General features: G+C 44.8%; 8 protein-coding genes. 6 read left to right on the top strand and 2 right to left on the bottom strand.

From position 1 onward, the window contains the following. Positions 1-473 precede the first annotated feature (473 nt). From EYB58_RS23015 to EYB58_RS23005, 3 genes are all read left to right on the top strand, one after another. Positions 474-698, top strand: coding sequence for a hypothetical protein (locus EYB58_RS23015; protein ID WP_111960737.1), 225 nt, complete (start codon positions 474-476; stop codon positions 696-698). Next, the gene (locus tag EYB58_RS23010; RefSeq protein ID WP_131072150.1) at positions 695-919 is read left to right on the top strand and encodes a hypothetical protein; all 225 of its coding nucleotides are present in this window, start codon (positions 695-697) and stop codon (positions 917-919) included. The genes EYB58_RS23015 and EYB58_RS23010 overlap by 4 nt, the downstream gene beginning before the upstream one ends. A gap of 541 nt (positions 920-1,460) precedes the next feature. Continuing rightward, a complete protein-coding gene (locus EYB58_RS23005; protein WP_131072149.1) occupies positions 1,461-1,685 on the top strand; it encodes a hypothetical protein in 225 nt (74 codons plus the stop codon). 54 nt (positions 1,686-1,739) lie between these two features. On the opposite strand, the gene EYB58_RS23000 is transcribed toward EYB58_RS23005, so the two are convergent. Then, positions 1,740-2,090 (bottom strand): hypothetical protein, encoded by a 351-nt coding sequence (locus tag EYB58_RS23000; protein WP_111960733.1) that lies wholly within the window; start codon positions 2,088-2,090, stop codon positions 1,740-1,742. Positions 2,091-2,435: 345 nt separating this feature from the next. On the opposite strand from EYB58_RS23000, the gene EYB58_RS22995 reads away from it, so the two are divergent. The 3 genes from EYB58_RS22995 to EYB58_RS22985 all read left to right on the top strand — a co-directional run bounded on the left by EYB58_RS22995 (position 2,436) and on the right by EYB58_RS22985 (position 5,678). After that, positions 2,436-2,693, top strand: a complete 258-nt coding sequence (locus tag EYB58_RS22995; protein WP_111960745.1) for a hypothetical protein — start codon at positions 2,436-2,438, stop codon at positions 2,691-2,693. 212 nt (positions 2,694-2,905) lie between these two features. After that, the gene (locus EYB58_RS22990) at positions 2,906-3,217 is read left to right on the top strand and encodes a MobC family plasmid mobilization relaxosome protein (RefSeq protein ID WP_111960743.1); all 312 of its coding nucleotides are present in this window, start codon (positions 2,906-2,908) and stop codon (positions 3,215-3,217) included. Between the two features lie 31 nt (positions 3,218-3,248). Continuing rightward, positions 3,249-5,678, top strand: a complete 2,430-nt coding sequence (locus EYB58_RS22985; RefSeq protein WP_111960741.1) for a toprim domain-containing protein — start codon at positions 3,249-3,251, stop codon at positions 5,676-5,678. Positions 5,679-5,719: 41 nt separating this feature from the next. On the opposite strand, the gene EYB58_RS22980 is transcribed toward EYB58_RS22985, so the two are convergent. Continuing rightward, a complete protein-coding gene (locus EYB58_RS22980; protein WP_111960739.1) occupies positions 5,720-6,661 on the bottom strand; it encodes a replication initiation protein in 942 nt (313 codons plus the stop codon). Positions 6,662-6,889: the final 228 nt, after the last annotated feature.

Raw genomic sequence — 6,889 nt, 5'->3', positions numbered from 1 at the left:
CAATAGGGGCTTTCAGGGGGGGGAGAAAAGAGAAAAGAGAAAAGAGAAAAAAAGCGCACTCATGCGAGTGCGCGTATATAAAAGCACAATTTTTTTATCGGGATAGGTGGTTGAATCCATCGACAAATGATGCTGCTCACGCAGCGCCTTTTTATTCTCAGAATTGGTAACAGCCTTGCTACTATGGAATTTTTTGGTTTAAGGACCGTTTTTTTTGGGCAAAATGGAAAAAAAGTAATCGGCTGGACCAGTCGGCCAAGATAGAATAAATTGTAGTCCGGATCGGTTATCGTCGAGAAATTCTGATTCCCCCACTGCCCAAACCCCTTACCTAAAGGGTTAATTGCACATTTAGGGAAAAACAGTTATAAGATTTTTGATTCGGTATACTTTTTCTATTGCCATCCTTTCATTGATTTAGTATACTAAATCAATGAAAGGATGGCTTTCTTAATAACATGGAGTATTAAAAGATGAAACGAATCGAAAACACGGTAAAAGAAGCCCACGAAACACCGTATGCCCAGGCCGAGGGCGACCTTGAACTTGGCTTAGCGGTGAGGATAACATACGCATGTACTGACCATGTTGAAAACAGGCATGAATTAATGGTCGAAGCTGTTTTTGAAAAAATAGCTCAAGACCTTGGCGAAGATGCTGCCAGAAATCTTTTTGTAAAAGTTGTGGGTGGATTGTGAGTAGGGGTGGCTTTCGCCCAGGGGCCGGGAGAAAGCCGGACGGATTAGTACCGAAAAAGAAAGTGTCCGTGTCCATTTCCCAGGAAGCAACCGAAGCCCTCAAAAATCTTGAGGTGGTTTTGTCTGCTAAAAATCAATCCCAGGCTGTTGAGTTTTTGCTTCTGGAAGCGTGGGGTAAATACGAAAATTTGGACCCGGATCAGAGGCCTAAACTATCCTGATTGGGGTTCTTGGGGTCTGGGGAGGATTCGTGCAAAATCCCGTCATTTTAGTCCCTCATGGGTGTTTTGATCAACTCTCCCTGTTCTCACTTTTGCCGAAGCTGATTGATCTGATTTGTTATATTTTATCTAACTGATGAGAGACAGACCGCAACACATTGCCAATACACGCCATTAATCTTCATGAAACTTGGAATACTCCTTTTCGGGGCGTTGTGCCAAAAACCCCAAATTGGAAGCGGAAGTCTTATTGCGTGAAAACGCAACTATGCTTTAGTTGGGTCCTTGTGGAATTTGTAAGCCTTGATAAATAAAAATCCCTCCTTCTGTTCCCAGGCGGAGGGAAACCCGGTTTCCTAAACGGGTGTGCATAAAGCCCCGATTTTAATAAATCGGGATACGCCAAGCTTTAAGGCCGTAATCTTTAGCCCAAAGCTTCTGGCCATTATGCATTCTCCAAGCCCTAAAAATATAATATTTGGGCTTACGAGATTCATTACTTTTCAGCATAATGAAAGCTCCTTGTCGTCGGGAAATTTTCTTGACAAGTTGGCCTCAGAATGCAACTTATGGACAGCAACGTAACCACAAGTTACATTTTGGGCAGCAAGCCGCCATCAGCCCCATTGCTGATCGGCTATTTCCAATATTTTTGGTCCCCACCTCTAATATTGGTGCTGCAGAATATAAAAAAGGAGCATTCCCCAATGCTCTTTTTCTATTTAATGTAATGTTGATTATGATCGAAAAAATGCCAAAATTCTGACTTTTTGCGAATCCATCAGGGTTTAGTATATATGAAATATCTTTATCCATTCCTTTAATTTAGATCAACGATAAACATTTTATTTTCTTCATCATATTCAAAATTATATTGTTTTGTTTCACTATAATCTATTTTATATGTATTTAAAAAAGCCCTGGCAGAAAACGATACTCCCCCGCCTTTCCTATGTATTAATTTACAAACTCCATCTTGCTTACCATCATTAGTCAACTCTATTCCAATCCTATTTCTATCTTTATCAAAAAATAGAATACTATATTTAAAATCACTAACTTTATGTTTTAACATTGCCGTATTGTTAAAACCGATCTGGCCTCTTGTCCATATCGATATTTTTGGTACACCTGGTCTCGTACCTGTTTTAGTAAACTTTTCAAATGCCATAATTACCCCCCTATGTCTTATATTGACATTAAGTTTTAACAAAAAGATTATTAAAAGTCAATAAAAAATCACTTATTGTTGCCTTTAAATAACCATATAGTGTTAATAGATTATTATAAAATACATTATAAAGGAAGAATGGCACAATTTTACCTGTTATTTAAAGTATTCACGGAGGCTCCGCCGTCGTGAATCGTGGTGCTGACTTCGTCCAGTACCTTGGTCCGATCAGATGAACCAACCGAATCGGGGCATAATGGAGGGAAAAAGAACATAACTTTCTTGAAAACTCCAACCATTTATATTAATGTAAAAATAAACGTTAATATAAATGGTTAGAAAGTTATGACTGAAATAAAGACAAAACTTGAAAAGCTTGCCAGGCTCGAGGCAGGGAACCGGGAGCGCGTTAAGCGCTACCTTAATCGGGTTAAAAAAGACGGTAAAAAGCAGATATCGGCAATTGTCAGTGCCAACGCTTATAATGAACTAAACCGTCTTCGTGATGCCAGTATACAGGCCGGGAAACCATCCTCGTTTGGGCAGATCATTGAACTGGCTTTGGCCTGTTATGCTGATAGTCTGCGTTCGAAATCTGGATAACCTTTTGATTAATACTCGTCGGAATTAGGCTAATTTTCCCCACTGCCCTTTGCAAGGTATCGGGGTGTTGACACCGTGTCAAATCATGATATATAGTATCAATATTGTTTTTAAGCCAGCCGACTCTTGTCACTACGTTCCGGCGAAGGCTGGCAGGGGGGTGCCCCCCCTTTGAACCCCCCAAGGGCTACGCCCTTTTTGGAGGAAATCGCATGGCAATTTCAAAACCCAAATTCTTGCAAATCAGAATTTCTGAAGAAGAAAAAACCGCCTTGAAAAAAATAGCCGATGATTCCGGCCAAACCATGACCGAGTTAATCACCAAAGCGATTCATCGGGTACGGCCTTTCAAAGTAAAGGATCGAAAAATCCAAAAGGAAAAAATTTTGCATCTGGCCAGGATCGGGAACAACCTGAATCAGATTGCCCGGTGGTGCAACACTCACAAGTCCGGTGCTGATGCTGTCCAGGTTATCCAGCACTTGGCCGCCATTGAACACGAGCTAAAAAAGGCCATGACATGATCAATTTTTTTTCCATTTTGCCCAAAAGAAAATGCACATAAAATTTCTAAAACACGGCACAGGATCGGCAAAGGGTGCAGCCGATTATTTGACCCAGGCGCAGGACAGCCAGGGCCACGACCGGGAAGTGATACAGGTCCTGGAAGGTGATCCCCACCAAGTGGCTGCCGTGGCTGATGCGCTCACTTTCAAGCACAAGTACCGTTCCGGCGTGATCTCCTGGTCACCAGAGGACAAGCCGACACCGGAGCAGATCAAGGCCGTGCTTGGGGACTATAAAAAAATGGCGTTTGCCGGGCTTGAACCTGATCAATACGCCTTTTCAGCCGTGCTTCACCACGAAAAAGACAAGGGAATCCACATTCACACGCTCACGGCCCGGGTTGATCTGGTCTCCGGTAAGAGCATGAACCCGGCTCCCCCAGGCTGGCAAAAATATTTTGATACCGTCCGGGACATGCACAACCATGCCAACGGGTGGGCCAGGCCGGACGACCCCGACCGGGCCCGGATGGTTCAGCCCGGATTCCGGGCATATGTGGATGCTGTAAAACTCAAGGCCGGGATGCAGGTTGAGTCTGATCCCCGGCAACTGGTCACGGAATATTTGGCCCACAAAATTGATACCGGAGAAATTGAAAATCGCCAGGACGTTTTAACGGCCCTGCATGAGGCCGGGCTTGAAACGCCCAGGGCAGGAAAGAATTATATCACCGTCAAAGACCCTGAAACCGGGGAAAAATTCAGGATGAAAGGAGTCCTTTTCAATGACAATTTCCAACGTGGCGAGTTTGAAAGACAGGCTCAGAGCCAAGATGGAGGACGACCGGGAGCAGACCGAAGGCCTAATCAAAGAGCATTTGAGCGAGCTAAGCGAGAATTTGAAAGGCTCTATCAACGACGAGTTGAGTTCAATCAGGATAAATTTAGAGTCAGAAACCGACCGGCTGAACCGGGAATATCTCAAGTTAAAAATAGTCTTGACCAGGGCATGGATCAAGCCCCTGGTGGTCGGTCTGGGACTCTTTCTGGGCATCTTCGCCGGGAGCTGGGGACTGATGCAATACCTGTCGTCGAGCGTGACCAGTTCCATGGAAGAAAAAGCCCTGGTCGAGTCGCAGATCAAGACCGCCCAGGAGACGTTAAACGCCATGAAAACATTGGGAATAGAGTTAAAGAAGCAGGATGGCAAGTTTTATATCGTGATGCCAGAGGGGGACACGATAGAGACCGGGGCCACGTTAGGAAAAAGAGAAGCCCTGAAAATCATAAGGAAATAATCAATGGCACTGACAGAGTTGGAACAGAGTCTAATCAATACCGTAATCGAATCGCAGAAACAGCAAGCCGAAATTATCGAAAGCTTGCAGAAACAAGTCAGCAGCTTGACCAAGCAAGTGGAAAAATTAACCGAAGCCTACAACGGTATAGCCCAGGAGCTGTTAGGGACAGGACCCGAGAACTCATGACGGACGAATTATCCCGTTTCAAGCGGGAAATCAATTTGGCTGAATTTGCCAGCACATATGGCTTTGCCCTGGACAAGAAAAAATCCGGGCGACAAATGCGAGTCATGAGAACCGAATCAGGGGGCAAAATTGGCGTGTTTATGGGGTCCGGAGGGGATCAGATGTACCATGACTTCAGGAACGGCAAAAACGGCTCTGTAATTGATTTTTGCCAATACCAGACCGGCAAAAACCTTGGGCATGTCCGCAAGGAGTTGCGGAGCTATCTAGGATCCCCCCGGCCTACAGTCCAGATCACACCGCCCAGGCCGAAGCCCACCAAGGAAACCCAGGCCCAAGAATTGGCCCAAGAGAAAGCCAAAATTCGGATCCTTAAAAACGTCAAATACCTTGCCAACCGGGGTATTGACCAAAGGGTTTTGATGGATTTGCGGTTTTTGGGTGCTGTTGTCGGTGACGACCGGCAAAATGTTTGTTTTCCCCACCACAACGAGCAGGGGTTTTCCGGCCTGGAAAAAAAGAACACCGATTTTACGGGCTTCTCCAAGGCCGGGGAGAAGGGCTTGTGGTTTTCCAAGGCCCCAGGCGACTTTGAAAAAATAGTCATTTGTGAAAGCGGTATTGATGCGCTCTCCCATGCACAATTACACCCACACAACAAGGCGGTTTATGTGAGCCTTGCCGGGCAGATGTCACACGCCCAGGATGAGCAACTTGCCGCCCTGGTCGAGCGTAACCGGGGTAAAGCTATTATCGGGGCGTTTGATAACGATGAAGCGGGGAAGCGGTACAGCAGCGATTTAGAGCGCATTTGTCAAAAGGCCGGCGCAAAATTTGAGGAGAACTTGCCGCAGCGCAAGGGGCAGGACTGGAACGACGTTTTAAAAAAAACGCCTGAACGGGTTATAAATCAACGGTGGGATGATCCAGAAAAAGCGCAGAAACCGCTTGAATCTCAGCGACAACGGCGTGGAATGAGTGCGGGAATGTAACGGCCCTGGTCTGTGCAGCAACACCGGCCAGGGCCTGCCACCTAATTTTTTTTCTGGTTGAATAGGTCAAGTTCAGTTTCCACGGTTTTTTTCGACTCCATACACGCTTTGCAGCACTCTTGAGTTCCTCGGAGTTTACCGCAGCCGCCCTGGTCTTTGTGCGCCTGGGCGCACTGAACCGCCGACAGAAAGAGGGTATTGTTTTTGGCTGACTGCTTTTTTTGGTCTGCTTGTTTCTGTCTTTTTGCAATTTTTGCAACTTTGCCTTTGGAAAAAACGAAACGAATAATTTTGGCAGCTTGGCCTTTTTTGCGGATCTGGCCCTTGTTGTTCAATATCTCGTATTCAAACCTGAGACTTGTAATTTTTTGGATTTCTTTATGAGCCAGAGCCAAAATTTTGCGTTCAAAGTCGTAAAAATTTTTTCTTACCCTACTTCCTGGCGGCGTAGCTAATTTTTCGTGTAATTCAGCGAGTTCAATTTCAACTATGGGTCTGTCATTCCAAGACATCAAATATTCAAAAAGATGCTGTGAATACGTTGATTGCAAGGACATATACTCAATGAGAGCATACTCTGTAAAATTAACTTTTTCTCCCAGATTGAGAAAATGGAGTTTTAGATCTGGATCAAAGCGTACAGTTACAAAACCATCCCCACGCTTATAACGACATTTTGAAAATAGAGTATATAAGACCCATTCTCCTTCTTCTTCGATTCTAATGGTCTTCTGCATGGCTTTTTCTGCAATCGGTAATAAGTCTCTATAAATACTCCCTGTCCTGCTGATTCCAGCCGCGGCCAGCATTTGTTGGACAGGTATTTTGTATATTTGGAATTCTTTATCGTCTTTCCGGACTTGAGCAGCTACAATGGCCGCCAAGCGCCCGATCCAGATGGAATCAGTAGTATGTCTTGCTCTACAAAGAGCGTTTGATTTTTTGACTATTTGGTTTCTGTTCATTATAATTGATTTATCCATTTTACACTCCGATTCAGTGTCTAGTGGTTTGCCCGGATTAGGCGTGTGCCAACGCTTTCCGGGCTTTTTTATTGTCTATACTTTATTATTACGCCCTGTGTCAATAACAGGGCGTAATAATCCTGAGAGGTTTTAGGCGCAATCCTGAGAGGTTTTAGGCGCAATCCTGAGAGGTTTTAGGCGCAATCCTGAGAGGTTTTAGGCGCAATCATGTTTGAAAACACCCGT

Origin of the sequence: Desulfobacter hydrogenophilus (genome assembly GCF_004319545.1) — a bacterium.
Lineage (GTDB): Bacteria > Desulfobacterota > Desulfobacteria > Desulfobacterales > Desulfobacteraceae > Desulfobacter > Desulfobacter hydrogenophilus.
This window is presented reverse-complemented; position numbering and strand designations above follow the sequence as displayed.

What these genes read in the sequence shown, in the direction of transcription:
- EYB58_RS23015 (WP_111960737.1), top strand. Translation starts at nt 474, where the DNA reads ATGAAACGAATCGAAAACACGGTAAAAGAAGCCCACGAAACACCGTAT.
- EYB58_RS23000 (WP_111960733.1), bottom strand. Translation starts at nt 2,090, where the DNA reads ATGGCATTTGAAAAGTTTACTAAAACAGGTACGAGACCAGGTGTACCA.
- EYB58_RS22995 (WP_111960745.1), top strand. Translation starts at nt 2,436, where the DNA reads ATGACTGAAATAAAGACAAAACTTGAAAAGCTTGCCAGGCTCGAGGCA.
- EYB58_RS22990 (WP_111960743.1), top strand. Translation starts at nt 2,906, where the DNA reads ATGGCAATTTCAAAACCCAAATTCTTGCAAATCAGAATTTCTGAAGAA.
- EYB58_RS22985 (WP_111960741.1), top strand. Translation starts at nt 3,249, where the DNA reads ATGCACATAAAATTTCTAAAACACGGCACAGGATCGGCAAAGGGTGCA.
- EYB58_RS22980 (WP_111960739.1), bottom strand. Translation starts at nt 6,661, where the DNA reads ATGGATAAATCAATTATAATGAACAGAAACCAAATAGTCAAAAAATCA.